The following is a 24,208-nucleotide window of genomic DNA, read 5'->3' as shown; positions in this document are numbered from 1 at the left end:
ACACATGTGGCCCTACTTTGTGGTACTATATATTTGTGTTCAAGCGGACTGACCTTACTTTCACACCTTCCTCACAACGTCACGGCATCACGCCAGAAGACGCTTACTACGCGATGACCCACCCACATCTAGGTGTTGATGAACTTGATGGTGAAGCAGGTGACATGACAGTGGCATTCTACGGACACCCACACGCGCAAACCACGCGGGTCATTGAAGTATTTGCCGCACGCAAACCCTGGGGGGACATCGTTGTGTTTCACGCGATGGACCGCCCCGACCTCGTCTCGTAAGCCACAGAAAGGACTACACCGTGCACATTGACCTCACTGATTATGATGCGCTAGCCGATAAAGCTGAACGCGGACAACTCCACACGCGCCGCCAGCTTCACCCCGGAACCGCGGGCCCCTTGGACCTCGCTGAGATTTTCATGCCGCAAGGGCGACCCCGCGGAGAAGAAAATACCGCTCGATGCACGTGGAAAATACGGGCACCCCAAGAACTTGACAATGCCGTGAGAAACCAGGCGCGCAACGAAAACATGCCCAAATCTGCACTCATTCGTAAGGCTGTTACAGCCTATCTCGACACGCAACACGCCGTATAAGCCGGGATACACACACGGCCCACACGCGCGCCATAATTCAAACCGTGTGGCCCACACCCTTTGCGGTGCAGGCCACACGGTTTGTCTGACGATCACTAAGACTGCATAAGCTTGTCATCATTTCTGGTAGATCTTGCTTCTATGACCGACACTGATGAGGATGAGAATGAGTTGAGCGTCTCGTATATCAGCAAGGATTCGATAATCACCCACACGGTAGCGCCACTGGCCGCGCCTGGCGGCAGTCAACGCTTTACCGTGGATTCGTGGGTCCCCAGCACCCACGAGATTCTTTTCAATCCATGACTTCACAATGCGTTGCCTCTGCTTATCCAGCTTCCCAAAGGACTTATCAAGCCTTTCACGCTCATAAGGTGCCACGTCATCGTCCCCTCGCCTGCGAGTAGCCTTGTGCGCACACACCATACGTCACCAGTATGGACGCCATCACGATCTACACCACGCCGCACTGCCCAGGATGCGCACTCACTCGCCGCACCCTCGACAAAGCGGGAATCTCCTACGACCACATTGACTTAAGCCAGCGGCCAGACCTCATAGAGCGCTTCAAAGCCGAAGGCCTCCTATCAGCCCCAATCATTGAAACCAGCCAGGGGCGCTCTGCCGGCTTCAGGCCCGACCGCATCCGCCAAATCATCGCTCTAGCAGAGCCATACACTCAACCCGACCAGAACGGGCCTACCAGGAAAGCCCGTACAACCGGTCCCGCCCAACCCAATGCGCACCGGCTTGAGCCGCATCAAGGGCGATGAGCGTGAAAAAGCTTGTCGGCATACTAGCCGCCATCCCGCTCACGGTTATTCCATTGATGATGGCTGGAGGAGAAGAAGAAAGAGCCGCATCATTAAGTGGCGTGCCAGCTGAGTACCTGGCGGCCGTGATGAAGGCTGGGAGTATCTGTGAGGAAATCACTCCCAGCTTGATTGCCGCACAGATCGAAGCTGAATCAGGATGGGATCCTCACGCGGTCAGTCCGATGGGCGCGCAGGGCATCGCGCAGTTCATGCCTGGCACGTGGAAAACACGTGGCATCGATGCCGACGGTGACGGCACCGCAGATCCCTTCAATCCCGATGATGCCATCGCCAGCCAGGGTGCCTTCATGTGCGCGCTGGTCGAAATCGTCACAGGCTATACGCGCAGCGGGCAAGCAGATGGCAACACGATTGACCTGGCACTGGCCGCCTACAACGCGGGGCCTGGAGCCGTCCAGCAACACGGGGGTATCCCTCCGTTTACTGAAACACAGGATTACGTCGCACGCATCAAGCGTCTCGCAGGCAAGTACACTCAGGCTTCTCCTTCTTCGTCGTCTGTTGTGGCCACAGCCCAGAAGTACTTCGGCGTGCCCTACGTGTGGGGAGGCACCAGCCCCAGCGGCCTGGACTGCTCAGGACTGATTGTGCGCGTCTACGCCGACCTCGGCAAGCCACTGAACGTTCGAACCGCACACGACATCATCACCACAGCGGGCACCACCATTGCGCAAGACGCCATGCAGCCAGGCGACCTCATCGGCTTCGCCTACCACGGAAGCACCCACTACCACCACATCGGGATCTACGCCGGAAAAGATCCTCAAGGACACCGGCTCATGATCCACGCACCAGACGTGGGAGGGCATGTCGAACAGGTGTCTCTGGACACCGCGTACTGGCTGGGCATGACCTGGACAACCATCCGAATCTAAAGAAACCACGAAGGAGAAAAATGAGCTACATAATCCGAGCCGGAAACCTCGCCGGCCCCGTCAAACTCATCATGAACGACGACGGTACCTACAGCGGGCGAGTAACAGTCATTGTCAACGACCGCGCCAAAAACACTGAAACCGGCACGTGGGAAGACGTGGCCACCACTGCGTACTACCTCCGCCTCAACGGCAACGCGGCCGTCAAGCTACACGACTTCCATGACCTTAACGGCAACGCGGCCGTCATCTTCGCCGGCAGCTATCGCCAGCGTACCTACACAGACGAAGAAGGAAGTCAGCGAACGGCAAACGATGTGTGGGTCGATCACATCGGAGCAGACCTCACCAGGCAAGAGCTCCACATCATCACCCAGCCCGCCACGCAACACGACAAATAATCCAGTCCACACCCTTTCATGAGGAGAAAATTGATGAAACCCCAATACACCACCCTCGAGCTCGTCGAAAGCCTCATTGAGCAAGTCGAAGCACAGCAAGACCAAATCGACGCGCTCACCAGCAGAGTGGAAGCTCTCGAAACAGGCAAGCAGCAGGCGGGCATGTAGATCATGGCGCGCCCTAGCAAGACCGACGCGGCGCGAGCCCAACGCGAAGCTCAACTCGCCCTGGCCCACGCAGAAATAGCCGAAGCCGCCATCAGGTTCACAGACACTCAAGCCTGGAAAGACATGCTTGACTACATGGCACGAATGCCACGGTACTCATTCCGCAACCTCATCTGGCTACACACGCAAGCCGTACAGCGTGGGACTATGGAATCATCCTTCGCCTCTTACAGCGCCTGGAAGAAACTTGGCAGGCAGGTCCAAAAAGGCGAAAAGGGTTACAAGGTACTGGCACCCGTCATATACAAACTGCCCTTCCTCAAAAACAGCGACAAGCCACTCAATAAAGCCGAAGTAGACAAATACGACAAGAAAGACATCATCTGGAAGAAAGCGATCACAGGATTTACCGTGCGCACAACGTTCGGCTACCAGCAAACCGACGGTGAACCAATTAAAGGCAAAGACCTCCCGCAAGTAACTGGCGAACGCTCAGAAGAACTCTGGCAACGCGCACAACAAATCGTCAAAGACCTCGGCTACAAATACGAAGAAACAACCAGAGCAGCCCTTCATGGCGCCTACGGAGTCACCTCACGCCCTCTCATCGACGCGATGGGAGACAAAACTATCCACGTGGCAACAGACGCACCAAAAGGGCACCAGTTCAAGACGCTCATTCACGAAATCAGCCACGCACGCCTCCACATGGATCAGGTCAATACAGACATGCACAGGGGAATCAAAGAAGTGGAGGCTGAATCGTGCGCCTACCTCGTCAGTAGGTACTTTGGCCTCGACACGGCCGAGTACTCCACCGGCTACATAGCAGCCTGGTCGAAAGCGGATGAAGACACCATCCTCGCCACCGGCGAGCGTGTCGTCGAAAACTCCAACTGGATCATCGAACACCTCGATCCACAAACGCCCAGTGACCACGCTGTACAAACCCTCGAACACGTCAAGCAACAACAAGAACACCAAGAAGCCAAGCAGGAAGCCATCGACAAGCCAACCAGGCGACCGCTGCCAGGCATCGGACAAACACCACAACTCACCAAACTCAACCACCCCACACACCACCCAACCCCACGCGGCATCTCGTCGCACGAAACAAGCCATGCGCGCAGCAGGTAACGGGGACAATCACGAAAACCAACGGGCTTTATGCCCTGCGTCAGCAGGGAACACAAAAGGACGCCGCCCACAGGGGATCTCAAATCTCTCAAGGGCGGCGCTTTATTCTACATATCGCTTAACCTGCATTGCTTGTCTACATGCCTCGACCATGCTTTGGCCGCGACGCCCGACGTGCATGCACACGCCGATTAGAAGCAACTCGTGAACGGCTCGTGCGCCCGAGCGTACCGCCATTCATTTTCAGTAAAGACTGCACCTCTTGACCACGATCCTGTACAGGATCGATATCTGTACGTTTGACGGTGATCGCATCAAACACTGGTATGAGATAATCAGGAACTGGTTGCAAGGAGCCTAAATCGGGGCCGCTGAGCATGCTGGCGTAATTCCAGTCATGCGGTGAGACCAAGGCAAAATCTAAAGAGTAGTTTGACTGCTGCGCGACATGTTCCAAGAATACTTTCGCGGTACGTCCATTGCCTTCACGAAACGGGTGGGCCTGATTCAAATCAGCGAATACGCTGGCAAGACGCTCACAAAAGCTCTCACGATCAATATTCTTCCACGGGGTAGAAGCTACGCCTGAATGCACATGGCGAAGGTACCAGTCGATTTGACCTGAATAGCAATCAGCAAAACTACTCCTTCCCTTCGTCATGTTCACGCAGCGGTACTCGCCGGCCCACTCATACACATCTTGAAACAGATATGCGTGAATAGCGCGCACATGATCAGCATCAAACGTCTTCGAAATAGAGACATTGCCGCGGATAAGATCAACAGCGCGTGAGGACGTGTCCGCATACTCCAATTGCGCCAGTACGCCTGCGTCGCGCTCCCCATACAGATTACGGAGCGTACCGTTGCCGGTTCCGGGATCAATCGTTTCGGGATAGAAATATGATCCCCAGCTGTCAAAACGTGCCATTTGACTAACGCGCTGCTGAAGAAACTCCAGCTATACGGCGCGCAATATCAATACCGCGCTGACGGTATTCATCGCGCGTAATCACGCCGCGCGCATATTCAGTCAAGTTCTTGACATGATCGCGAGTAGGCTCAAATCCTTCATGCCATGCTGCAGCAAGCGATTGGCGCACAGCGTGATGCTCACGCTCACTGAGGTGCTCAAAAAGCTCTGGCCAGCGTAGCTCAACATCAAAGCTTTCCATTTCATCCCTCCTCACAACACCTCTATTATACTCGACTTTTCCGCATGAATTCAAGCAAAACGAGCTATAAAGCACGCAAATTTCACGCGCCAAGGTAACCAGTAGCAGCGCCATGTACGAAGTTGGTGAACTTCCTAGAACGCGGGCCGTGCACACGCGCGTGGCGTTCCTGTTGTCAGGGCTGATTACATCAATCAGCCCGTGCACCGTCGGTGTGGCTTCGCCGCTTTCATAATCGTCATCCCTTCGGGATGCGCTCTTTATGGGTGTTTTATCCTCGCTGGCTTTCGATTATCGCTCGTCGGCGCCCTGGCAAGCCCCACAGGGGCTGGACGCACCGGACTTTCGCGGCATAAACCGCTATCGCTATTTATTCCACGTTCCACTGCGCCCACACAAGGTTGCCAAACCGCCTTGTACTCGCCTCAACATCTCATCTGCCAGCGAGGCAAAAACAAAAGTCACACACAGAAAGGGACAAGTCCGATGCTCACAACCATGACACGCACAACTACCACGAACAGCCAAACATTTCGCGTCTCACTCAAGGCCCTCCGCACGACAAGCAGTGAACACGACCGCATCAGTGCACGCGTGCGCATGAACGATGAGACACAGTGGGATGACCTCATTTCACGCCCGATCGTCGCCCTGGTGGGAAACCGTGCGTGCACTGGAAGCGCCGCACAGATGGCTTGCACATTGACACGCCAGCTAGCAGGTCGCGAGGTCACGCTCATGTGCGACAGTGGGATAGGAACCTCACAGGCCGTCATGGAAACCGCACTACAGCACGAAACTCCCATAATCTGCTGCCTGCCCTCAGGTCTAGAAAATATCTACCCACGGGTAAATGCTCCCACCTGCACTCAGCTCATCAACTGTGGAGGCGCACACCTATCTTTACGCGAGGATCACGAGCCTCCAGTGCGCAGCGCATTCCTCGACCTCAAAACATTCATGGCCCGCACTGCCAGCATCCTCATCGTCATTGAAGCCGTCCACCGCGCAAGCGCCGTATTCGCAGGATTACAAGCCAAGACCTACGGCACTCCACTCGGAGCCGTGGCATGGCCCACCACCTCAGTGATGGCAGCAGGATCAAACAAACTCATCCAAGAAGGCGCCCACACGATCACCACCGCAGACGACATACTTGGCCTACTGCCTTAAAAAACAGCGGATCGCGGCCTCCACTCCGAGCTGTAGGGGGGAGGCCGCGATTCTACGGCCGCCCGAGCCGAAGCGACTATCGGACCCACCTGATTTTCCTATCAAGATTCTTGCGACGCAGCCAGCGGCGACTGCCAAAGTGTGCCTGGGCCTGCTGAACGGTGAACAGGTCCACGTCCTGGGTAGGTCGATCAATCAATCCATGCTCACGGATCGCACCTGAGCCGGCCAAGGCGAAGTCGGCGTCGTCCCCGGCGGCCTCCAGTGCTAGGCGTGTGATGCGTCGCTGTTCTTCCAGGTCGTTGCTCACACAGTCGCCCGGAGCTTGGGAAAGCGTCCTTCCCACAAGGCGCGCACGCGCGGGTCCATGTTCAGGATTGGCCACGTCTCGATGAGCCGGTTGCGGTTCATCAAGCGGCGCTGCTCGTCAGCGGTGCCTTCGGCGAGCAGTGCCTGGTAGGCCATACGACGCCAGCCCAGGTTCGACACATCCACGCCGAGGCGATCTGTCTGCCAGCGTACGCAGTGAGGCAAGTCGATGAGCCCGTCATAGGGGCCGTGCAGCTCGTCGAGCGAGGCGGGCGCGTCATAGGGCTTGATGTCGCGTAACCGCATGCGGGTCACTGTCGCCTCACTCATGGCCTGCCTCCTTTCATGTCCACTCCACTGTACCGTCTCAGCAGGAATCCACCCCTCACAGGTTTGGGCGGGGTCTGGCCACTTTCTTGCCGCCAGGCGTGCAGAATCGACCGTTAATGCACGCTCAGGGCGGCGATCACAAAAGCCTGCGAAATCAAACAATCCGAACGCGCAAAAGTCATGCCCACAACCGTAATCGTTCAAAACCTGCGACCATTGAGTAATGCACGCCCGTCAGGTAAAATTGTGAGGAGAAGGAAGGGGTATCATGGAGGCTTTCGACGTTGAGCAGCGCTGGCTCGAACTGTTCCACGGCATGACCCAGACGCAACGGGAAATCGTGCTCGACGCTCTTGCTTTGGGCTGGCACGAGGAAAATGAGCCTACAAGGCGAGTTACTAGGAACCTAACTGACTACGTGCGCGGAGACATTAGCGAAGAAGAATGCTTGGCATGCGGCCTGGTGTAGACTCGCTTCAATCTTGGATCAAGGCATATCCCACATTTCTTTACCAACGAAACGTCGCTATCCTCTCCGAGGCACACCAGCCCGCCGCATGAACAAGGAAACTAGTCCAACGACCCGACACTTTCGTCTTTTCAAAGTTAACAACATCCACACACCATGCCTCACCTAATGTGGGCCACTGTCGTGACATCATTATTCAGGGGATAACTACCATGATCAATCGTTTGCGCATCGTCACCAGCCGCCGGTATGGCACGCATTCCCCTCTACGTTACCCCGGCGGAAAAGCAACCATGGCAGGATTCTTCGCAGACCTTATTCAACATCTAGATCTGGAAAACCCTATCTATATCGAGCCCTATGCTGGTGGGGCCGGTGCCGGCGCAGCACTATTGCGCGAAGGAATAATCGCCAAGCTGATTATTAATGATATAGACCCTGCCGTCTACGCTTTCTGGTACTGCGTCAAATACCACGCTTCTTGGCTCATCGAACAAGTGCAATCCATACCGCTGACACTCGATGAATGGAAACGCCAACGGAATATATACCAGGAAGAGGACGACACAGATCTGTGTTCTCTGGGACTGGCATTTTTCTACCTGAATCGCACTAACCGATCCGGAATTCTCAACGCCGGCGTCATTGGAGGAAAACAACAACAAGGCGCATACAGAATCGACGCAAGGTTCAACAGGACGACTCTGTCCAACCGGATCAACGCCCTCGGTTCCCTCGCCGACAAGATCGTGCTTCACAACTTGGACGGGAGAGACATAATTGAACGCTACGGAAACGAGCCTGAAGCGCTGATTTATATTGACCCGCCCTATGTTGCAGCTGGAGGATCACTCTACCTGAATGCTTTCGACGGGCGAGATCACGAAGCACTCGCCGAGCATATCCATCGCATACCTACAGCCCACTGGCTACTAACGTACGACGATCACTCACTCATCCGTCACCTATACCGTGACAGTTTTATGGCCGATCTCGAAATCACCTACTCTGCAACCAAACCAGGAAAAGCAAAAGAACTACTCGTCGCCCCCCCAAGGGTGGCTCGCGCCATTATGGAGTGCCATCGAGAGACGTTTTCAACATATGTTCTATGACGGGGTAAACCAGTGACCACGCATGGTGAAGCGTTTCCCCCGCAGGGTGCAAATCGAAATCATGGGCGACCATGTTGAACCACGTGATCGAGCCAGGGGTCGAGACATTAGCATCTGCTATAATGTTTACGCCGCCCTTGCACGGCCAGTTTTCGGAATTCGCTTTATCTTGCACAACCTTGAATAATTGTTTTAGCTGGTTACGGTTATGCTGTTCTTGATCCGTCAATGTCCGCTTCACCGTTGCTTCTAAAACGGCGCGCATAAGCATCGTTGACGCTACGGGAAGATCACTAACGTTGATTTTCTGGAGTTCAACAAACAGGATCTGAATGTTAACGGGAACTTTGCCATCGCGATATAAGTTCTCCACGGACTTCATGTTGAGGTGCTGGTAGGTGCGTGGATCATGGCGACTCCTTGGCGACGATTCTTCACTGTTATTGCCCTGCTGGTCGTCACCGCGCGTCTCCTCGTTTGAGGGGGTATTTGCTCCGCCTGGGTACGAGCTCTGCTCTTTTTCCTTCTTTTCAGTAGATCCTTCGTCCGGTCGTGGAGTCTGTCCATCGGCCGTTTCCGATTTACCTTCAAGCTCACGAATAAGCTCCACATACTCAGGAGTGCCCTTCTTTAACGCCGCACTTCGCGTATTGAGCTCATTCGATCGGAACTTTGTTAGCAACAGTTCCAACGCACCAAGTTTTTGCCCATCAAGCTCGGCCCCCTCTCGCTCCGGAGATGGCTCAATGAGTCCGTCGTCGTTAAAACTGATCCCAACCGCATCCGCAATATCTTTACTGCGATAAGCATATTCGAACGATGACATCGTCAAATCCGCCGACGCCGCGTACGCCCTCAATGAGCCATCCGTGAACTTAGCATGGGAGATGAAGCGCCGAACCGACGCCATTTTCAATAGCCTATTCAAACCAGGCTGGTTCGGGAAGCGCACCCTGAGATCGCTGACGTTGGTGTTTTTATCAAGCATCGAATAGTAGAACGTTGCTTGCTGGTCACGGCTCCACCGCCGTTTCGAATCCCCAATATGCATTCGGCCGAGGTGCGGTAAAGCACTCTCGCGCGATTCCATAACTATCACCCGAATCTTCGTCGGCAAGTTCTTCAGCTCATGGGCGTACTTCTTTCGCACCTTATTCAGCTGCTTCTTGCATCCATCCGGAGTTACTAGTCCACTAAGCGCTTTTAAGGCAGCGACTCGACGATTCCCTTCCAGCACAATGAATTCTCCGGTTTCCCCACCTTCTGTCTCCGCTCGCACAACAAGAGGTAGCTCATTGTCCAAATAACCATCGTGCGCGATCTTCTCAACCAGCTCTAGGACATTCTCCGATTCAAAGAGGTAATGCAATGCATCATCTTGTGACGCCTGTGAATCCGGGATCCGATAGTTTTCAAGGTCTAGTAACACATGGCTTAACCCAACTTCTTTGATAGGCCGCACGCAGGCCCCCTTATTTTAATGAACGGACAGTATACGAACAGCATAACCAATCACGGGGTCTGCTGAAGGTGTGGTTGACATCGGGGCGTTTCACGATTGTGGGTCAGGGAAGGATGTGGGCCAAACCTTCAGCAGACCCAACTGGTCAAAACACCCCTCTATTGAGTAGTGCACGCCCGTCAGGTAGAATTACGAGTAGACGAAAAGAGTTGTTTTGGGGTTTTCGGCCGAAGGAGGGGACTATGCCAACAGTGCTCAAAAACCCTGCAACGTCACGTAAGTGCGCTCAGGATGCGCTTGCAGTTGCAGATGCTGGGCTAGCATTAGCTGGGCATCGGGTCACTGACCCGTATGCACGCAGGCTTGCTCAAAAAGTAGCCGAGGGGCACATGTCCGCAGATGAGGCTATCTGTCGTATAGTGAGTGCTGATTCGCCACATCAATGACCGGCGCTGCCTTCTACACGTGGAGTGACTATTTCATTCCAGGCACGACTGTGCTGCGCAACAAGTTCACTAGCCCTGGCGCCCCTTACGGCATCGAAGATCAGGATCAGTTGCAGCGATTGGAAGAGAAGGTTGCTTTGATCCGTATGGTAGAGCTGGCTCAGCACCCTGTTGACGGCCGTTTCGACTATGCGCATATGAAAGCTATTCACTACCACATTTTTCAGGATGTGTATGAGTGGGCAGGGCAGGAACGAACCGCGCCAGATACGCACATGACTAAGAGCTACCCTGATGTCGTCAATTTCGAACCAGGTGATCCTGAGGCGCCTTGGCGCACTTACGGGTATTACCCTGCCGGCGAGACACTGACTGCGGCCGCTGAACAACAGTATGAGCTGATTAGGCAGCAGGATTATTTCCGCGGAATGCCCAGGGACGCTTTCGTGAAATCGCTGGCTGAGTCATGGGGAGAAATCAATACGATTCATTCGTTCCGAGAAGGCAATACGCGCAGCCAGTTCATGTTCTATACGCAGCTTTGTGAACAGGCTGGTTGGAGCCTGGATCCACGCAGATTCACTACCGGCCATACTCTGAGAGAAGAGTTCTTGGCGGCACGATTCTACAGTCAAGCCACAGGAAGTAACACGCGATTGGAAATGGTGCTAAGAAAGGTCGTCACTCCACTGCGCGAGCACTTACCAGGCATTACAGAAACACCACGCCTCACAGAGGCCAGCCGCCCCATGCCCCACTCCTTGCCCCCGCATGGGCGAAAGCTCCAGTCGGGTTACAGCTATGAGCGAGGTGCATTGTGAGCCTTGTTGGGTACGCGCGTGTTTCCACTCTTGATCAGCATGTGGACGCTCAGGTGGACGCCTTGAAAAAAGCTGGATGCACGCGTATTTTCACTGACCATGCTTCGGGTGCCAGCGCTGATCGGCCGGAGCTTGCGCAGGCGTTTGACTACTTGCGCGAGGGGGACACTCTCGTCGTGTGGAGATTGGATCGGTTGGGGCGTTCTCTGGCCCACCTTGTGCACGTTATTGAAGAGCTGGATGAGCGCAGGGTTGAGTTGTGTTCGCTTACTGAGTCGATTGATACGACGACGCCTGGAGGTCGGCTCGTGTTTCACATGGCCGCCGCGTTCGCACAGTTTGAACGCGACTTGATACGAGAGCGCACCAGTGCCGGCCTTGCAGCCGCACGCGCCCAGGGCAGGCTTGGAGGGCGACCAACCGTGATGACACCAGAGCGGGTCAAAGCTGCCAAGACCATGCGCGAGGGCGGCGCGACATTCACGCAGATCGGCAAGGTGCTGGGGGTGAGCCGTTCCAGCGTTTCACGTGCACTCAGCCGGTAAAGGAACGGTTTGAGAGCCGTTCTTCGCTGTATGTGAGCTATCGCACCGGCCGCGCGCGGCCGGCGTTCAACACCGCCGCAACTAAGTCACCCATGAGCACGAATAATGAAGGCGTGTTACGCGCCGCTGCACAGTTCATAGATTCCATTACCCTCTTATGTGTGTGCCTGGCGATCATCTTCGGTACGCCCAGTGTGCGGATTATGGGCGTGTTAGTCGTTCTGTGGCGAAGGTCGGCACCTGTGCCTCGCGCTGAGCGGGGCCGGCCCGACTAGAGATCGGCTGCCGGCGCTTCTGGCTGACTCGGGTTGATCTTCCTGACCTTTGGAAGTTTGGCAACGTCGAAGAATCCTGCGCCGTTCAGGTCACGTTTTGCCCAGCCCGTGTCGACCGCAGCTTTGTGGGCATCACGGTAGTTACTCACTGCCTCTTGCAGTGCCGTCATCGCCGCGGCCAGGTCGCGTAGAGCTCCCTCGCGTTTTCCTTCACGTGCGAGCAGATTGTGTACGGGGTCGAACTTGTCAGGCATTGCTGCTTCCTTTCACTATGAAAGCCATTCGTTATGGCTTTCATAGTGACGTGGGGTGTGCGCGCACAACGCGCACACCACCGAACCGGACCGGACCGGACTGGACTGGACCGGTTAAGACGACGGTGCGACGTTTATTGCGCAGAGCGCGCATCGCTTACACAGCACGCAGTAGTGACCTCACAGCGGGCACCTGACTCATACCCACACGCGAGATGAACGTGGACGCAGCAGCGCGCCACATCTCATTAGCTTGCTACCCAAGCCACACGCACACGGTGCGTTTCCCCGTCACTTAGCACGCGCAGCAGCGCGTGCGGAAGCGCGGGTAGCAAGCTATATGTTACTGGTACCAGTAACAGGCTTGCAGGTAGACACGGGTGGCTACCTGGAGGCACACTAGAGGTGTGATCCCTTCGGGTCGCTACGCTGAGGAGGGTGGGATGAGTGAGTCGGAGTTGACGGGCGCACAGCGCCGTCATGTTCGGCGCGCTCCGCGGCAGGTTAATGGCGTGACTCGCACGTCGTTGCGAGTGCATCTGACTCGTAGCGAGCGTGCGTTGCTGGAAGCGAAGGCGAGCAACGCCGGATGGTCCTTGTCTCGCACACTGGTGCACTGCGCGTTGCATCCGGTTGCAGCCGATGAGATTGCGGTCGATAACCTTCACGAGTTGATTGCCGGTTTGCGTGACTACCGGCGTCAGCTCACCGGCCTGGCAAACAACGTCAATCAGCTGACTCGCTACGCTCACACTGACCACGCGCTCCCCGACCATATGAATGACGTTCTCGACCACATTGAGCACAGCGTCGATGAGATCAACTACTTGCTTGCGAGTGTGCGCCGATGATGCCGAACATCGTCGATGGCGGGGACATGGGTGGGCTCATGCGTTACCTGGTTGGGCCAGGACGCGCCAACGAACACACTGAGCCTCACCTCGTGGCTGGCTCACGCACCATCATGAAGCGGTGGGGCGACTGGAGTGAACTGTCCACCGCTCAAGCCGGCGAAATTGCTCGCTACCTTGACTCGTTCATGAATGAAACGGACCGCACCTCGCGCGGCCCGATCCGCAAGTTCGACCCCGCGGCCGGCAGGACGCGAGTAACGGACTACGGTGCGAACCACGTCTGGCATTGTTCTCTTTCTTTATCGCCTGACGAGGGGCCACTGTCAGAAGAAAAATGGGCAGCCATCGCACGCGACTTCATGGACCAGATGGAGTTTACTTCTGCATGTGGGAAGTCCGAGTGCCGATGGGTCGCCATCCATCACGGTGCGTCAAAAAACGCCGGCGACCACATCCACATCGCCGCCAACATCATTCGTGAGGATGGGACCAAGTGGAACAACTGGAACGATCAGCCCCGCAGCCAACGCGCGTGTAACGCTCTCGAACACAAATACGGTCTACGTATCGTGGAAGGGCGCGAACACAATCGCTCATCTAAGTGCGACAGTGCGCAGGCACTGAATGCCGCTAGGCGGGCCGGCAAGCCGGTCACTGACCGCGCCGCACTGGAAACGCGTCTGCGTGCCGCCGCGAAGGCAGCGAGCAATGAGGTTGAGTTCATCGGCCGCGCGCGTGGCCTGGGCGTGAGACTGCGCCCACGCTTTGCCAAGGGACACACGGATGTAATCGTGGGGTACTCTGCTGCCCTGCACACCAAGCCAGGACAGCGTACACAGTGGTACGCCGGTGGATCCATTGCGCGTGACCTCACGCTGAGCGCGCTGCGCGAGCGCTGGCCAGACACCATCGACGCCTCTACTGATGCAGTGCGCGCATGGCACGATGCCTGGAAGGGGATGCCGCTTGGCGCGCACCGCAGCGCCTACACACCGGAGGAATGGCAAGGGCATAGGCGCGCGCTGGAAATCTACCGCGACGAGCTAGGCGGCATTGACCCGACTGATCCGCTTGCCTTGGCTAATGCGACCAATGATGTGGCCGGACTTCTGGCGGCCGCCGCGCAGCAATCGGATTTGAGTGAGGACATGCGCCGCGCTTTGGACTACTCCGCACGGCAGGTCGGCCGAAACGCACAGTTGAAACAGCGGCCCGTCACTGGCAGTGGGACGAGCCCGTGGGTCGTTCTCGGTGCGCGGCTGCTCAGCACAGCCATCACTCCCAAGACCAGCAAGGTGAACTATGCACTCATGCTGGTGGAGGCATTGGAATTGGTGAAGACACTGGCAAACCTATATGAACAAGCGCGCCAAACAAACACCGCACACATGATCTTGCGTGACACGCGCACTGTGTACGACCGCTTACGCGCCGAAGCACCGCACACGGCTCACCAATCTCTCCAGGCCGACACGGCAACCTTGCAACAAGACGTATTGCCCGAGCCGGCCGCAACACGCTCCGCGCCCTCAGTCCAGGAGGAGCCGGTGACAGTTGGAGCACCCTCCAACGGCGACTACTTTGAGCGTTTGCGCGCGCGCCATAAGTTCCTCGCGTTGCCCGATGGATTCGGGACAAATACTGAAGGCTCCAGCACCAGTGGCAACGAGACTGACCATGATGAGAGAACATCCAGGCGACCGTTGCCAGGCATCGGGCAAACACCACAACTGACCAAACTCAACCACCCCACACACCACCCGACCCCACGCGGGCACACGACAGAGCGCGGGCGCGGCCAGTTGCGCTAGTGTGCGCACGGCCCACGTTGTGAGCATGGACGACGAAAACGACGAAAACGCATCTTCAGAACTCTTGTATCCCACGCTTGACGCCTTCGTGGAGGATCTCCTGGCACGAATCTATGACCGGTTCCTGCCAACGGGACGGCTGACGTGGTGCCCCCAGTGGTGGAAACACGCCGAAGCGGTCTACCGTCTGCAGGCTCTATGGCTGTCATGGGAATACATGCGAGTGCACGATGGGCCGATGGCATCGGCACAGTGGCTGGTCTCGTATGCTGATCCAATCATGAACGTCCTGTTTGACAATGACGGGCCATTCAAGGGATGCAGCGTCACGGGTGGTCACCGCGACCTGCGATATCACCCTGATGGGCAGCTGCCCTGCGATCCAGCCGACCCAGAGATTTTCGCCCCGCGTAACTAGCCATAGGGGGCAGCCGACGCCTGGATCACATGTGACGGGTCTGCACGCGCGCCGATTTCTGAGCTCGCGGGGTGGCGCGACGTGTGGATGTTCTGGCGACGGTGCTCATCGCTTGCCTGACAGGGGTGTGCAGGCCCTTGTCGGCCGTGATGGCTGCCTGCACCGACTGCGGATCCGCACCCTGATCCAGCAGCGCCTGAGCGTGAGCCTGGCGCGCCTGCAGTGTGTCCCACGCGGCTTGCTCGCTGTGGCCGGCGTGCCTTGCCTCGCTTACTTCCTTCACTGTGTTTTCACCGCCAGGGCTCATACTGCCTTGCCTGTCTGTTTCCAGGGCTTCAGATGCTTCACGAGTCTCGATGCTCGCATTCTCGCGTGCACGGCCCAGTGCCCTTTCAGCCTGAGCCTGCTCGGCTTGAGCGGCCTTAATATCGGGATAGATCGCACGAATACGCGCATCCACCTGCTCACTGTCACCGAGCCATGCCGCCAGGTCATGTTTCCACATATCGTTCAGCCACTGCGGTGCACTGTCTTTTTGCTCGTGCACGTAGTGGAGAATTTCCTCGCGACGTTCACTGCCAGCCAGCTGCTCATACGTGCGGTACAGCACGTCCTGGACAACGGGCCTGACGTCCTCCACATCTTCGCTATCGAGGACAGGCGCCACCTTCAGGGCCTGTTCGACCCGTGGAATATCCTCCACGTCCCTCATTGGAGCGGTGACCTCAATTCCCCACCGCTCTTTCGCCTCACGCTCACACCTTCGCGCGGCCAGCCCCGCCTGCGGGTCAATGTCGCTAAACCTTTTCGCCACGCCGTACACGTAGACAGCTTCATCGCGTGATGCACTGTCCCACCAGTGTGACGTGAGCGCCTCCGAATACACCTTTTCAGCCAGGGCACGCTCCTGCCTAATCGCCCTGCGCAAAGCTTGCTCGTGGTAGGTGGAAGACTTCTGGGCCGCGCGCAGGGCCTGCTCGCGACGCATTGCCATGAATCTGCCTACCGCCAGCGCCACCCGCCAGGCACGAGCCATCTCCGCACTCGTCTCATTAACCACCTGATCTGCCATCACATGCGCCTTTCTACGCTTACACTGCTATTTCACTGTTTGAAAACCAGGCTGCTCCCAAAAGGGAACCAATTGCACAAGGGTGGGCACAGCCCCCGACGCAAACACCCATGCCCGCCCCTGCGGTAGGGCCTGCAGGTCCGACACCGTGGCGATAGGGCGCTGCTGGGACGCCTTTGATGTCGAATACGAGTGGCCCTGGCTTGACCTGGACACCTGTGTGGAGTCCACATAATGCACACCAATCAGCTCCGATATGCTGCGCAAGAACTCAGGCTCAGATACACCGCCGCCATACATCTTGACGTTCGCCGCCGACCACAATGCCTTCATTCCCTTTTCGCCCCACACTCGTTCGCCCTGGCTCCACGACTGCAATACCGTGTCCACGCATACTCCACGCGATCCCAGGTGCGAGTACTGATTGGGCAGTTCACCCCACCGGCACACGTTCGCCGCCTCATCGAGCTCAATCAGCATGGGAGTGGCCAGCCTGCCGCGCGGCTGCGTACTTGCATGGGCTGTGGCCGCTTCCACTACAGCCACAGTGAGCGGGGTCACTATCTGAGTGGCACTGCCGCGCCCTTCCTGAGACAGGCAGTACAGAGTCTGCCGCGTCCTGACGAACTCGGCCGCATCGAACTCGGGTAAGCCCTCCGATGGGGTCACCCAACGCATAAGGCGCGTGTTATTCAAAAAATGCATGATCCGCACCGCGCCACCATAAACACTGCCCCGCGTCTCAACAGGCATGCCCATAAACCCCTCCAGGCTCGTTGCCGCCTTACGCACGTCATCACGGGTATCTGGGTCTGCGAACTCCTCAGCCATGCTGCGCAGCAGCAGCACTGCCTCATCGTTCGTCTGATCAGCAAGCCACGGCTGCAAGGCTGTCAGTGGCCTGCCCGCCAGAGCGGCAGCCAGCAGCATCGGAGAGATCAACTGGCACGCCCATCGATCCCACATGTCGGTTCCATCCTTGTTCGACACGTCCTCAGCCGACAGGAACATGTCAGCCAGCGCGCTCGCCTGCACATAGTCAGTCACATACGACAAGGGATTCCACCACCACGACTGGCGTGTGCCTGCGAGATCTTGCGGGTCGAACACCCATGACCGCTCGCCCGTAGCCGCTTCACGCCTGGAGCGTGTTTCATCCACAATGTCACGCTTGTTCGAGGTGGCCACAACTGCTCCAGGCGCAGCTAGGATACGCGGCACCACCCAGGCTGTTGTCTTGCCCGTGCGGGGACCGGCAATCGTGATACACACATCTTCAAACGAGGACAACACGGCCGCATCCGCTCCCACGGTGCGACCTACAGGCAATCCAGCCGCGCCCTGCACGCCCAGGCGCTGAGCTTTGGCTGCCACAGCCTTCAAGGTGATCGGCTCAATGTCACGGCCGCGTCCCGCATACTGCGCGGCCTCATCACCTCGACGCGACTGGCGGTGTCTGCGCACACCTGCCAGGACCACCAGGCCACTCACCACCACAAGGATTCCTGCCGCAGCCGTAATCCACCAATACACCTCCCCCGTGGGATCCACTCGGCCGCCCGCCAAATCAAACACGAGTGTGAACGGATTCCACGACACATCCGCCACGCCACGCACCCACGCCCACACGTGCACACCCGCAATGAGCGGCACGCTGCCGGCGATCACCATGACGGTCACGACCACCAGGAGGAGAGTGGACGGTTCCCACGTATCCGCACCGTCTCGAGCACTCATCGGGCTCTCCTGGCCCACCGCTGATTCGTATCTGACAGTGCGGCCTCACCGCCTACGAAGCGCACCTGGAAGGGAGTGCCAGGCGCGTTAGACGTCTTGAGCAGGAACTTCCCCATTCCCAGCGGCGGGGCATCTCGCCCCGTGGTCGGGTCGTAGGTGCCAGGCGCGTTCCACGACGTGAGCATCTCCTTTTCCTTTTCTGTCAAGGAAAACACGCCCTCCAGCAAGCTCATCTCACGCGCAGGCATGCCGCCAAGGAACAGCATTTTCGACCGCTCGACAAAACCTGCCGCTTTCAGCCGGTCGGCAGGCGATGCCAGAGCGTTGAAATCGGCCATCGAGTGCGTGATCATGACCTGCCCCACACCGATCGTCCGGTTCAGGCGAGTCAGCGAGTCAATCCGCTCCACCAGCCCCGATGAGGCACGCAGAATACGCCACAGTTCATCCATGACGATCTTGTAGCGCCGACGGGGGGCCACGCCCGCATCCGCCAGCGTCTGAGCTATCTCGACCGTGGCGAACCCATACGACCAGCACGCCAGCAACAAGGCTGCCTGCAGGTCCTCTGAGGCTTCCTTAAACGCGCTCACGTCGAACACCACGCATCGGTCCATCATCATCGGCGTCGTGGTCTCCACCGCGAAAAGAGCGCCAAAACGGCCCGACACCAGCGCCACCAGGGATGCTTCCAGGCTTTCAGTGACCGCGCGATAATGATCAAGGTCCCCACGATCCAGCGCGGCTGCACGAAGCGCGGCAGGCGCCTGGCGCACCACTTCGAGTAGATCAGCCAGTACCACGGGCCGCTCATAGGTCTCCAGGATTCTGATTGCCTCATCCACAATCGTTTCTTCACGATCAGATGGAGGAGTACGCCGAATGATATGAATCAGCGAGCACACCATGTCTTTTTTGCGTTCATGAGCCGCCGCAACCAGCTTGTCACGATCTTCCCACTTGCCGGCTGCCTCCAGCAGTGCAACGGCCTCCGACACGTTGCCCGCATCCAACGGATTAATCCCAGCACCGCCATGCTCAATGCTGATCACCTGGCCGCCCAAAGCCTCGATCAACGCCACGTAATCGGGCTTGATGTCGCCCAGCACCATTGTGTGCACGCCAAACCCAGCAGATGCAGTAATCATCCTGCGCACCAACGACGACTTGCCCAATCCGTTTAAGCCGAGCACCATTGCTGAGGGTGCGGAAATAAGCCCGCGCTCAAACCAGCTAATCTCATCAGCACACACCGCGCCGCCACCGCGCAGCGCGCGCCCTAATGGTGCTCCCACCAACGCCGTATTTGACCCGACAATAAACGGGAACAGTCCGCACACCTGTTTTGAGGTCGCCCTCCACGGCTGGATCAACGGCCCATTAGCCGGCCAGCCGCTACCACGGCCTCCCTTGCTCGCCGTCGCGCTGACACCTCCAAACAAGGCTGACAGCAAGTCGGTGACAAATCCACCCATCACTACCACCCGCCCGACAGCCCTTGAGAAGCAGGCCGCAGCCCCAGCGGCAGGCCCAGGGCAAACGCGCTGTCCTGAGCGCCGTATGCCGGTCGCACCAGCAGGCGCGACGATGATGCCAACGCAGTGACCGCACTGGAGGTGTCGTCCAGCTCATCCGTACTCGTCGTAGCAGTGATAATCAGTGCAAAATCCAGCAATCCCGCACCAGCCGCCTCCTCATCAGCCACCTGTTGTGCCGCGCGCAGCTCACGTCGCGCGGTCGCTGTGGGACGAGGAGTATTCTCCACCCGAGCCGCAGCCCTGTTCACGTCCGCATCGGCCGCAGCTGGAGCCTTTGCCGCGTCAACCGGTCGATACATGATCGTCACCCGCTTACGCTCCACATCCCGTGACGGCTCCAAAATTCGTCGCAAAACGCCCGACTGCACATAGCCGCGTGCAGGGCGACTCATCACCCACGTGCGTGACAAACCGGAATCATGGCGGTAGTAGTCCCACTCGGCCACAGCACGAATAGGGCCCGCATCTTCCCACACCAGCGCCACCTGCTCGCCCGCGCTAGCGGCCTGTTCAAACAAGACCTCCGACGCCGGATCATACGCCACGCGCGTGAGCTGACATACCTCACGCGCGGTCAGCACATGCACACCGCCTGCGCCCGTTCCCATCAGCGTCTGAGTCAGCCCAGGCAGATCAGAGGAAATACGCGACACCGCCTGCGCCCGCTTCTTCGACGAGCCCATCTTGGAAGGGTCAAACGTGATCGTAATCCACACGCGCACACGTGCCGCGCCCTGCCCATACTCATCGACAATGCGCTGAAGCATCTGTCGCGCAACCAGTGGAGCATCCTGGCTGATGCGAGAGCCTACCTCACGGCGCAGCCGATCCCCACTATCAGGGATCGTCTCAACACACACGCTTGCCTGAGCAACCCCCATCTGCCCGCCCAGGTCCCCCAGCCACATTCCCCACAGCGCCACCTGACGGTCAATCGTGTCCTGGTCGGTCAAAGCACCACCTTCAGGCGCCACGCTCATCACCACGCTCAGCGTCCCATCCCCGTGCTCGATCAGCCCAAAAGGCCTCTCATAGGAATCACGATGCTCACTCAACCGCGACGCGTGCAACATGCCAGGCAACTCGCACATGCCCTGCGTCGCATCCGGTGCTATCCCGCCCGTTGCGTGAATATTCGACTTCCTGCGCGCCGCCCTGCCAAAACGCATCCTTTGATTCATCCTTTCTGCCACAGACACCCCATGCACATCGCGGGTCACCATCAGCAGCACGAGACCAGCCCACACGACTGCGACCGCCAATGCGATCACCACGCCCTTCGACATGGCCACTACGCTCACGACAGCCAGGCCGACGAGTCCAAAGATCGATTCGCCAAAGCCCATCTTGCCGAAGCCCGCGCGACGCGGGATACGCCAATTGCCATACGTGCGAACCTTGACCGCCTCAGCGCTCATTTTGAACATCACCACCAGTAGGACTGAAGCCGCCCATATCACTGTCCACGCCGTCACGCCCAGGCGCACCGCTCGGACCCGAACTCCCATCACGGCCCGACGCGCCATTAGCACCTGACGGGCCACTTTGATGAGAACTGTTCGGCGCCGGCGAGGCATCACTCGACGCGGTTCTCGTCGCACCACCACCGGCGCTACCAGCACTACCCGCGCCAATCGAGCGCGCACCACCACCAGCACCAACACCAGAAGCTCCACCTGCGCCCGCACTCGACGCGGCTCCCGTCGCACCGCCAGCGCCCGCACCAGCACCCGCTGCCGCTGTAGCTCCTCCACTGGCCGTCGCAGCACCCACGCGGGCCACAGTCATTGCACCCGTCGCCAGCACTGCTCCCGCACCAGCAGCGCCACCGCCACCGGCACTGAGCGCCTCAGTGGCCGGCACCATAAAGGTCACCAGGGCGGGCAGCGACAGCACTGCCAGGATCAGCATGACAACGCCCATGACGAAACTCGTCAAGTCCTCACCACTCGCCAAAACCCAGGAATCGCCTTGCACCAGCTTGATAGCCACCGCGTAAATGATGGAAGCGGCCGGCTTAAACATCAGGAACGCGAAAAACCATGCCACGATTTTCCACAGCCAGCCCCGCCCCCACTTCGTCGAGTAGGCGCCAGCTGCCAGCGGCATAATTCCCACCAGTAGGATCAGCATTGCTGACCGAATAAACATCAGGCCTATCTGGACCAAGTTCGCGACCAGCGCGCCCAAGCCACCCACGATCAGCACCGTCAGCCCCAAGCTGCCCGTCACACTCGTCACTGACAAGATTTTCGAGCCAAACTTGCCCGCATCGCCATCAATCGCCAGGCCGATCACCCACGTGGAAAACGCATCTGACGCATCCACCAGCAACTGTCCAACACCGACAGATGCACCAGAGACCACCGCCAGCGCCAAGAGTCCCTGAAGCACGCTCATCGCTGTTTCACCGCGCCTGGACAGCGCCAAATGGATGCCAGCCACGAACAGCGATGCGACTGCCAGCGCCACCACAAGTATGTGAGTGGTGGAGTGTACGAAGCCCACTGCCGAGTCAGCACCCCCAAGCCTGGGGGTACCCACACCCGTCCACACCGTGCCGACCTTCAGCAACGTGGCAGACACATCCTGAATGATGTTGTACGCCCATTCTGCGATAATGTTGTGCGTCGCCTCAGAAGCGACCTCACCGATCTTGCATGACAGTTCCCAAAACTGGCACATTTACGCACTCCACTCCACGAACCCCTCCAATGCAAGTGAGTCAATAACGCGCTCACCCCACGAGTCAGTAGATGGAGCCTGCACCTTCCAATCACCGTCCTGCCACACCAACACCACAGGCCACGCCACAAGCGTGTCAGGAACCGACACCGACGACACAGCCAACACCACCATCGCCACGTCTGGGCCACGATCCTCATACCGGAACCCGTGAATGCTCAACGCGGAGCCCGTCTCACCTTGCCATTCGGCCTTAATCTGTGCTTCAAGCCGATCACGATCCGGCCCGGCAGCCATCAGGGCAGGAACCACCTCATCAAGACGCTCCTTCGACGAAAACCACGACAGGAAATTGGCTGACGCCAAAATCGCGCCCGCCGGACTATGAGCGAAGCACCGTGAAATCCCATCCGTCATGCCAGGCCCATACCCGTTAATGCTCGGCACTGTGATCCGCTCTCCCACTTGCACAGGTACCGACGGCAACGCCTGCTCAGGAACCGCACGCTCCAAAGACGACAAGCCGCACACCGAATCAGACGCACCAGCGCCGCCAGCAGTGGCCACATCAGGCGACTCACCACCGCTTTGCTTACCTGCACCAGCGCCCGAGGCGCTCGAGGAAGGGGAGGCGGCATTCTCACCACTAACAGGCACAGCATCCCGTGTGACCACCAGAAAACCTAAGCCTACCAGCAACGCAACTACCAGCAGCCCCGAAACAATAAAGGCTGGGCGGGCAAGAATGTTCGTGCTCTTTTCCTCAGCCATTACAGCAATGCCTTCGCCAGAGCCGCCGCAGCCGCAATAACAATTGCACCCATAATCACATAGCCGATCCTGCGCACGTTCTCATTACCCATCCCACGCTCATTCGACACCGCAAGCATGATTCCGCCGACAATAAAACCGACAATCACAGACGCGCCGGCAATCCACATCACCCAATTCAGCACCGTCTGCACGCGCGCCTCCACACCTGGAGGCGCAACCGGCGTCGGATTCAAATCCATCCAAATCAGCCCCGCGCGCCCCACCACGGACTCAACAACGCCAACACCACTCGCAACAAGACTCATTTACTCGTCCTTTCCAATCAACGACATATCTTTCAAAACCTTGCGAACATCCCTCGAAAGCGGAACGTCCCACGCGAAACCGGTACGCCACGCACTCTGGAAGCCCACCAGCCACACGCGCGGAAACGCGCCAGCAACACGCTGACGAAACGGGGCAAGCTCTTTCGGACTGCGACCAGGCGCATCCGCCGCCAAAATCAAACCAACCAGCTCCACACGCCCAACCTGGCCAGACGCCCACTGGATCCCCGCGTCCTGCGCGGCCCTCAGCCCAGCAAAATGAGTCCGAGCCACCACGACTACGCGCGTTGACCTACTCGGATCAGGCCACGACACACCAGCATCACCCGCGCCCAACAAGCGGGCCCACGACGTCGCCCCCGCGCCGCCGTGCGCGCCGACCACCCACAACGGGCAATACCCACCAGCAAACGCAATCGGCAAGCCGCCAGCCGCCACCACCTGCGCGCCCGGCTTCCACACAGGCGGCCGGACAGACCCAGACACCGCCGCGCGGTCGCCGTAGTCCGAGGAGAATTCTCCACCCGAGCCAGCCCAAGGATTCCTCATGTGCGCTCCCTTCTACGTAATACGTAGACAATGCGCACACACC

At 58.1% G+C, this 24,208-nt stretch carries 29 protein-coding genes; 14 read left to right on the top strand and 15 right to left on the bottom strand.

The window, feature by feature from the left end; all coding sequences use genetic code 11:
* Positions 1–113: 113 nt before the first annotated feature.
* Positions 114–293 carry a hypothetical protein gene (locus tag BN3002_RS10090; protein WP_257525627.1) on the top strand — a complete coding sequence of 60 codons (180 nt, stop codon included), beginning with the start codon at positions 114–116 and terminating at the stop codon, positions 291–293.
* 434 nt (positions 294–727) lie between these two features.
* Here the strand turns inward: BN3002_RS10090 and BN3002_RS10080 are convergent, their stop codons facing one another.
* Positions 728–991 (bottom strand): type II toxin-antitoxin system RelE family toxin, encoded by a 264-nt coding sequence (locus BN3002_RS10080; protein ID WP_058237960.1) that lies wholly within the window; start codon positions 989–991, stop codon positions 728–730.
* Between the two features lie 56 nt (positions 992–1,047).
* Here BN3002_RS10080 and BN3002_RS10075 point away from each other — a divergent pair, with 56 nt between their 5' ends.
* The 5 genes from BN3002_RS10075 to BN3002_RS10060 are packed head-to-tail and all read left to right on the top strand — an operon-like array spanning position 1,048 to position 4,027.
* Complete coding sequence (locus tag BN3002_RS10075) at positions 1,048–1,383, top strand: glutaredoxin domain-containing protein (RefSeq protein WP_074026236.1); 336 nt, start codon at positions 1,048–1,050, stop codon at positions 1,381–1,383.
* A gap of 2 nt (positions 1,384–1,385) precedes the next feature.
* Entirely contained in the window at positions 1,386–2,321 is a 936-nt protein-coding gene (locus BN3002_RS10070; RefSeq protein WP_257525626.1) for a C40 family peptidase, read from the top strand.
* 20 nt (positions 2,322–2,341) lie between these two features.
* Complete coding sequence (locus BN3002_RS10065; RefSeq protein ID WP_058237716.1) at positions 2,342–2,722, top strand: single-stranded DNA-binding protein; 381 nt, start codon at positions 2,342–2,344, stop codon at positions 2,720–2,722.
* A gap of 33 nt (positions 2,723–2,755) precedes the next feature.
* Positions 2,756–2,890, top strand: coding sequence for a hypothetical protein (locus BN3002_RS11360; RefSeq protein WP_257525625.1), 135 nt, complete (start codon positions 2,756–2,758; stop codon positions 2,888–2,890).
* A gap of 3 nt (positions 2,891–2,893) precedes the next feature.
* On the top strand, positions 2,894–4,027 hold the full coding sequence (locus BN3002_RS10060) for an ArdC-like ssDNA-binding domain-containing protein (RefSeq protein ID WP_058237715.1): 1,134 nt from the start codon (positions 2,894–2,896) through the stop codon (positions 4,025–4,027).
* 136 nt (positions 4,028–4,163) lie between these two features.
* Here BN3002_RS10060 and BN3002_RS10055 read toward each other — a convergent pair whose 3' ends face one another.
* Together BN3002_RS10055 and BN3002_RS10050 are read right to left on the bottom strand one after the other, a co-directional pair.
* Complete coding sequence (locus BN3002_RS10055) at positions 4,164–4,958, bottom strand: Fic/DOC family protein (RefSeq protein ID WP_074026235.1); 795 nt, start codon at positions 4,956–4,958, stop codon at positions 4,164–4,166.
* Between the two features lie 4 nt (positions 4,959–4,962).
* On the bottom strand, positions 4,963–5,202 hold the full coding sequence (locus BN3002_RS10050; protein WP_058237714.1) for an antitoxin VbhA family protein: 240 nt from the start codon (positions 5,200–5,202) through the stop codon (positions 4,963–4,965).
* A 600-nt stretch (positions 5,203–5,802) separates the two neighbouring features.
* On the opposite strand from BN3002_RS10050, the gene BN3002_RS10045 reads away from it, so the two are divergent.
* The gene (locus tag BN3002_RS10045; RefSeq protein ID WP_257525624.1) at positions 5,803–6,375 is read left to right on the top strand and encodes a DNA-processing protein DprA; all 573 of its coding nucleotides are present in this window, start codon (positions 5,803–5,805) and stop codon (positions 6,373–6,375) included.
* 76 nt (positions 6,376–6,451) lie between these two features.
* On the opposite strand, the gene BN3002_RS10040 is transcribed toward BN3002_RS10045, so the two are convergent.
* Together BN3002_RS10040 and BN3002_RS10035 are read right to left on the bottom strand one after the other, a co-directional pair.
* Positions 6,452–6,685, bottom strand: a complete 234-nt coding sequence (locus tag BN3002_RS10040) for a hypothetical protein (RefSeq protein WP_058237712.1) — start codon at positions 6,683–6,685, stop codon at positions 6,452–6,454.
* Positions 6,682–7,014, bottom strand: coding sequence for a hypothetical protein (locus tag BN3002_RS10035; RefSeq protein ID WP_058237711.1), 333 nt, complete (start codon positions 7,012–7,014; stop codon positions 6,682–6,684). The genes BN3002_RS10040 and BN3002_RS10035 overlap by 4 nt, the downstream gene beginning before the upstream one ends.
* Positions 7,015–7,282: 268 nt before the next feature.
* Between BN3002_RS10035 and BN3002_RS10030 the strand changes: the two genes are divergently transcribed.
* A complete protein-coding gene (locus tag BN3002_RS10030) occupies positions 7,283–7,483 on the top strand; it encodes an antitoxin VbhA family protein (RefSeq protein WP_058237710.1) in 201 nt (66 codons plus the stop codon).
* A 212-nt stretch (positions 7,484–7,695) separates the two neighbouring features.
* On the top strand, positions 7,696–8,598 hold the full coding sequence (locus BN3002_RS10025) for a DNA adenine methylase (RefSeq protein WP_058237958.1): 903 nt from the start codon (positions 7,696–7,698) through the stop codon (positions 8,596–8,598).
* Here BN3002_RS10025 and BN3002_RS10020 read toward each other — a convergent pair.
* Positions 8,555–10,060, bottom strand: coding sequence for a hypothetical protein (locus tag BN3002_RS10020; RefSeq protein ID WP_154955735.1), 1,506 nt, complete (start codon positions 10,058–10,060; stop codon positions 8,555–8,557). The two genes, BN3002_RS10025 and BN3002_RS10020, sit on opposite strands and share 44 nt — an antisense overlap.
* 442 nt (positions 10,061–10,502) lie before the next feature.
* On the opposite strand from BN3002_RS10020, the gene BN3002_RS10015 reads away from it, so the two are divergent.
* Together BN3002_RS10015 and BN3002_RS10010 are read left to right on the top strand one after the other, a co-directional pair.
* Positions 10,503–11,327 (top strand): Fic/DOC family protein, encoded by an 825-nt coding sequence (locus tag BN3002_RS10015; protein WP_074026234.1) that lies wholly within the window; start codon positions 10,503–10,505, stop codon positions 11,325–11,327.
* Positions 11,324–11,872, top strand: a complete 549-nt coding sequence (locus BN3002_RS10010; RefSeq protein WP_058237708.1) for a recombinase family protein — start codon at positions 11,324–11,326, stop codon at positions 11,870–11,872. The genes BN3002_RS10015 and BN3002_RS10010 overlap by 4 nt, the downstream gene beginning before the upstream one ends.
* Positions 11,873–12,143: 271 nt before the next feature.
* Here BN3002_RS10010 and BN3002_RS10005 read toward each other — a convergent pair whose 3' ends face one another.
* Entirely contained in the window at positions 12,144–12,401 is a 258-nt protein-coding gene (locus tag BN3002_RS10005) for a YceI family protein (protein WP_058237707.1), read from the bottom strand.
* 443 nt (positions 12,402–12,844) lie between these two features.
* Between BN3002_RS10005 and BN3002_RS10000 the strand changes: the two genes are divergently transcribed.
* The 3 genes from BN3002_RS10000 to BN3002_RS09990 are packed head-to-tail and all read left to right on the top strand — an operon-like array spanning position 12,845 to position 15,484.
* A complete protein-coding gene (locus tag BN3002_RS10000) occupies positions 12,845–13,252 on the top strand; it encodes a MobC family plasmid mobilization relaxosome protein (RefSeq protein ID WP_058237706.1) in 408 nt (135 codons plus the stop codon).
* On the top strand, positions 13,249–15,066 hold the full coding sequence (locus BN3002_RS09995; protein WP_082628647.1) for a relaxase/mobilization nuclease domain-containing protein: 1,818 nt from the start codon (positions 13,249–13,251) through the stop codon (positions 15,064–15,066). The genes BN3002_RS10000 and BN3002_RS09995 overlap by 4 nt, the downstream gene beginning before the upstream one ends.
* A gap of 25 nt (positions 15,067–15,091) precedes the next feature.
* Positions 15,092–15,484, top strand: coding sequence for a DUF4913 domain-containing protein (locus tag BN3002_RS09990; RefSeq protein ID WP_154955734.1), 393 nt, complete (start codon positions 15,092–15,094; stop codon positions 15,482–15,484).
* Between the two features lie 25 nt (positions 15,485–15,509).
* Here the strand turns inward: BN3002_RS09990 and BN3002_RS09985 are convergent, their stop codons facing one another.
* Genes BN3002_RS09985 through BN3002_RS09950 form a run of 8 tightly spaced genes read right to left on the bottom strand, consistent with a single transcriptional unit; the run spans position 15,510 to position 24,165 of the window.
* Entirely contained in the window at positions 15,510–16,556 is a 1,047-nt protein-coding gene (locus BN3002_RS09985; protein WP_058237703.1) for a hypothetical protein, read from the bottom strand.
* Between the two features lie 27 nt (positions 16,557–16,583).
* Positions 16,584–18,293, bottom strand: a complete 1,710-nt coding sequence (locus BN3002_RS09980; protein WP_058237702.1) for a type IV secretory system conjugative DNA transfer family protein — start codon at positions 18,291–18,293, stop codon at positions 16,584–16,586.
* Complete coding sequence (locus BN3002_RS09975) at positions 18,290–19,768, bottom strand: putative type IV secretion/conjugal transfer ATPase (RefSeq protein WP_058237701.1); 1,479 nt, start codon at positions 19,766–19,768, stop codon at positions 18,290–18,292. The genes BN3002_RS09980 and BN3002_RS09975 overlap by 4 nt, the downstream gene beginning before the upstream one ends.
* Positions 19,769–19,770: 2 nt before the next feature.
* Positions 19,771–21,249: an SCO6880 family protein gene (locus BN3002_RS09970; protein WP_058237700.1), complete on the bottom strand. Its 1,479-nt coding sequence runs from the start codon at positions 21,247–21,249 to the stop codon at positions 19,771–19,773.
* Positions 21,239–22,516: a collagen-like triple helix repeat-containing protein gene (locus BN3002_RS09965; protein ID WP_058237699.1), complete on the bottom strand. Its 1,278-nt coding sequence runs from the start codon at positions 22,514–22,516 to the stop codon at positions 21,239–21,241. Before BN3002_RS09965 ends, BN3002_RS09970 begins: the two co-directional genes overlap by 11 nt.
* Positions 22,517–23,287 (bottom strand): DUF8175 domain-containg protein, encoded by a 771-nt coding sequence (locus BN3002_RS09960; RefSeq protein WP_058237698.1) that lies wholly within the window; start codon positions 23,285–23,287, stop codon positions 22,517–22,519.
* Positions 23,287–23,595 (bottom strand): hypothetical protein, encoded by a 309-nt coding sequence (locus BN3002_RS09955; protein ID WP_058237697.1) that lies wholly within the window; start codon positions 23,593–23,595, stop codon positions 23,287–23,289. The genes BN3002_RS09960 and BN3002_RS09955 overlap by 1 nt, the downstream gene beginning before the upstream one ends.
* Positions 23,596–24,165, bottom strand: a complete 570-nt coding sequence (locus BN3002_RS09950) for a DUF6668 family protein (RefSeq protein ID WP_058237696.1) — start codon at positions 24,163–24,165, stop codon at positions 23,596–23,598. It lies immediately after the preceding gene.
* Between the last annotated feature and the right edge of the window lie 43 nt (positions 24,166–24,208).

It is taken from the genome of Actinomyces ihuae (genome assembly GCF_001457875.1).
In the GTDB taxonomy this organism is placed as follows: Bacteria; Actinomycetota; Actinomycetes; order Actinomycetales; family Actinomycetaceae; genus Pauljensenia; species Pauljensenia radingae_A.
This window is presented reverse-complemented; position numbering and strand designations above follow the sequence as displayed.

Bases quoted from the DNA above. Each gene is read 5' to 3' on its own strand.
- BN3002_RS10090 (WP_257525627.1), top strand. From the start codon at position 114: ATGACCCACCCACATCTAGGTGTTGATGAACTTGATGGTGAAGCAGGT.
- BN3002_RS10075 (WP_074026236.1), top strand. From the start codon at position 1,048: ATGGACGCCATCACGATCTACACCACGCCGCACTGCCCAGGATGCGCA.
- BN3002_RS10065 (WP_058237716.1), top strand. From the start codon at position 2,342: ATGAGCTACATAATCCGAGCCGGAAACCTCGCCGGCCCCGTCAAACTC.
- BN3002_RS11360 (WP_257525625.1), top strand. From the start codon at position 2,756: ATGAAACCCCAATACACCACCCTCGAGCTCGTCGAAAGCCTCATTGAG.
- BN3002_RS10060 (WP_058237715.1), top strand. From the start codon at position 2,894: ATGGCGCGCCCTAGCAAGACCGACGCGGCGCGAGCCCAACGCGAAGCT.
- BN3002_RS10055 (WP_074026235.1), bottom strand. From the start codon at position 4,958: ATGGCACGTTTTGACAGCTGGGGATCATATTTCTATCCCGAAACGATT.
- BN3002_RS10050 (WP_058237714.1), bottom strand. From the start codon at position 5,202: ATGGAAAGCTTTGATGTTGAGCTACGCTGGCCAGAGCTTTTTGAGCAC.
- BN3002_RS10045 (WP_257525624.1), top strand. From the start codon at position 5,803: ATGAACGATGAGACACAGTGGGATGACCTCATTTCACGCCCGATCGTC.
- BN3002_RS10035 (WP_058237711.1), bottom strand. From the start codon at position 7,014: ATGAGTGAGGCGACAGTGACCCGCATGCGGTTACGCGACATCAAGCCC.
- BN3002_RS10030 (WP_058237710.1), top strand. From the start codon at position 7,283: ATGGAGGCTTTCGACGTTGAGCAGCGCTGGCTCGAACTGTTCCACGGC.
- BN3002_RS10025 (WP_058237958.1), top strand. From the start codon at position 7,696: ATGATCAATCGTTTGCGCATCGTCACCAGCCGCCGGTATGGCACGCAT.
- BN3002_RS10015 (WP_074026234.1), top strand. From the start codon at position 10,503: ATGACCGGCGCTGCCTTCTACACGTGGAGTGACTATTTCATTCCAGGC.
- BN3002_RS10005 (WP_058237707.1), bottom strand. From the start codon at position 12,401: ATGCCTGACAAGTTCGACCCCGTACACAATCTGCTCGCACGTGAAGGA.
- BN3002_RS10000 (WP_058237706.1), top strand. From the start codon at position 12,845: ATGAGTGAGTCGGAGTTGACGGGCGCACAGCGCCGTCATGTTCGGCGC.
- BN3002_RS09995 (WP_082628647.1), top strand. From the start codon at position 13,249: ATGATGCCGAACATCGTCGATGGCGGGGACATGGGTGGGCTCATGCGT.
- BN3002_RS09990 (WP_154955734.1), top strand. From the start codon at position 15,092: ATGGACGACGAAAACGACGAAAACGCATCTTCAGAACTCTTGTATCCC.
- BN3002_RS09985 (WP_058237703.1), bottom strand. From the start codon at position 16,556: ATGGCAGATCAGGTGGTTAATGAGACGAGTGCGGAGATGGCTCGTGCC.
- BN3002_RS09980 (WP_058237702.1), bottom strand. From the start codon at position 18,293: ATGAGTGCTCGAGACGGTGCGGATACGTGGGAACCGTCCACTCTCCTC.
- BN3002_RS09975 (WP_058237701.1), bottom strand. From the start codon at position 19,768: ATGGGTGGATTTGTCACCGACTTGCTGTCAGCCTTGTTTGGAGGTGTC.
- BN3002_RS09970 (WP_058237700.1), bottom strand. From the start codon at position 21,249: ATGAGCGCTGAGGCGGTCAAGGTTCGCACGTATGGCAATTGGCGTATC.
- BN3002_RS09965 (WP_058237699.1), bottom strand. From the start codon at position 22,516: ATGTGCCAGTTTTGGGAACTGTCATGCAAGATCGGTGAGGTCGCTTCT.
- BN3002_RS09960 (WP_058237698.1), bottom strand. From the start codon at position 23,287: ATGGCTGAGGAAAAGAGCACGAACATTCTTGCCCGCCCAGCCTTTATT.
- BN3002_RS09955 (WP_058237697.1), bottom strand. From the start codon at position 23,595: ATGAGTCTTGTTGCGAGTGGTGTTGGCGTTGTTGAGTCCGTGGTGGGG.
- BN3002_RS09950 (WP_058237696.1), bottom strand. From the start codon at position 24,165: ATGAGGAATCCTTGGGCTGGCTCGGGTGGAGAATTCTCCTCGGACTAC.